The 2,017-nt window shown below is 64.8% G+C and carries 2 protein-coding genes; both read left to right on the forward strand.

Annotated elements, in window-relative coordinates; all coding sequences use genetic code 11:
• Positions 1-1,156: flagellar motor stator protein MotA (motA, locus tag AC1DJT_RS36425; protein ID WP_476836024.1), on the forward strand; the 1,156-nt coding region annotated here is incomplete at its 5' end.
• Positions 1,157-1,178: 22 nt separating this feature from the next.
• Positions 1,179-2,017: flagellar motor protein MotB (locus AC1DJT_RS36430; RefSeq protein ID WP_476836025.1), on the forward strand; the 839-nt coding region annotated here is incomplete at its 3' end.

Genomic DNA, 2,017 nt, shown 5'->3' on the forward strand with positions numbered 1-2,017 from the left:
GCGTCATCCTCAGCCTCGCCGCGCCACAGCAAAGCGGCGCAGCGTAGATGATCCCGGGAAACGGTCCCCTATTGGACGCCGATCACCAGGATTGGCGGAGACTCATTGCACCCCGATTTTCTCCCCTGGGCCTACCCTGCCGCCCCAAGCCTCAAGCCGTAGCCGGAGCACGACGCTTACAAACCTGCGGGCGAATGGCTGTAAACTCGCCCTTAACCTCGATCGGTCATTTCGCTGGACTAGTAGTGAGTTAGCGCGGGCTGCACCTGCTGCGGCGCAGGAAAGCAGATCTATGCGGCTGATCGTCGGCACAATCATCGTCCTTGTCTGCGTCTTCGGCGGCTATGCGGCGATGGGCGGCAAACTCCTCGTCCTTTGGCAGCCGTTCGAATTTGTTATCATCCTCGGTGCAGCGGTCGGTGCCTTCATCATCGGCAACACCGCGCCGGTGCTCAAGGCCGTGCCCGCCATGTTCGGCACGCTCATGAAGGGCTCCAAGTACAAGCCGGAAGCCTATGTCGAACTGCTGGCGATGCAGTATTCMTTGTACAAGCTTGCGAAGCAGAAGGGCCTGCTCGCGGTCGARCAGCACATTGAAGATCCGAGCGAGTCGACGCTGTTCAACGCCTTCCCGACTTTTGCAGCGAACCATCATGCGGTCGAGTTCGTCTGCGACTACATGCGCATGTTGACGATGGGTGCCGACAACGTCCACGAGATGGACGCTCTCATGGACGAGGAACTGGAAACGCACCACCAGGAGCAGGAGCGCATCGTTGCGGCCATGCAGTMGATCGCCGACGGGACACCAGCGCTCGGCATCGTCGCCGCCGTTCTCGGCGTGATCAAGACGATGGGGTCGATCACCGAGCCGCCGGAGGTGCTGGGACATCTGATCGGCGGCGCGCTCGTAGGCACCTTCTTCGGCGTCTTCGTCGCCTACGGCTTCTTCGGGCCCATGGCGCAGTCGCTCAGGAGCATCTTCGAGGCGGAATCCAAGTACTACCTTTCACTCAAGGCGGGCCTCCTCGCCCATATCAGCGGCCAGCCGCCGGTGATGGCGGTAGAATTTGCTCGCAAGGCTCTGATGAGCGACGTCCGCCCGACCTTCAGCGAAGTGGAAGCGGCAACCGCCGATCTGCCCGCCAACATCTGACCCAATCTCCAGTAGGGACTCGATGGCCAAGCCCGCCCAGCCGATTATCATCAAGAAGGTCAAGAAGGCCGCTCATGCGCACCATGGCGGGGCCTGGAAGATCGCCTATGCGGACTTCGTGACCGCCATGATGGCGTTCTTTCTGCTGATGTGGCTGATCAGCATGACGACGCAGGAGCAGAAGATCGGCCTGGCGGAATACTTCACGCCGGGGGCTGTGAGTGCGAGCACCAGTGGCGCTGGCGGCGTCCTGATGGGTACCGCCCTGGACAAGTCGGGCAACAGGTCGTCGGCGCCCCGCGACGCGGCGAGGGGCATCACGGAGCAGGAGGACGGAGCGCGCCGGACCAGCTCGGGCCGCGCCAGCGACCGCGAAGTCAGCCGCCCGGCCGCCGGCGCGCAGGCCCAGCACAGCGCCGTAGCCAGCCTCCGGCAGGCGCTCCAGAACATGCCCGAAATAGCCGAGCTGTCGCGCAACATCGTGATCGAGCCGACCAAGGAGGGCTTGAACGTTTCCCTCGCGGACGAGCTCGGCCGGTCCATGTTCCCCGAGGGCTCGGTCGACCCCCACGAGCGCACCCGTCGCGTGCTGGTGGCGCTCGCGCCCACCCTGCGCGGACTGCCCAACCAACTGTCTGTCACGGGCCACACGGCCGCCGCGCGCCCGGGCTCGGTGCGGGCCGTCGATTCCTGGAGCCTCTCCGCCGGGCGCGCGCTCGCCGTGCGCGGGATCCTGTCGGGTGCCGGGCTCCCCAACGACCGCTTCGCTTCCGTGGTGGGACGCGCCGACACCGAGCCGGTCTTCCCCGACAATCCCTACATCGCGCCGAACCAACGGGTGACGATCACGCTGCTCAGTGC

This window comes from Allobosea sp. 05T422_2, assembly GCF_056396265.1.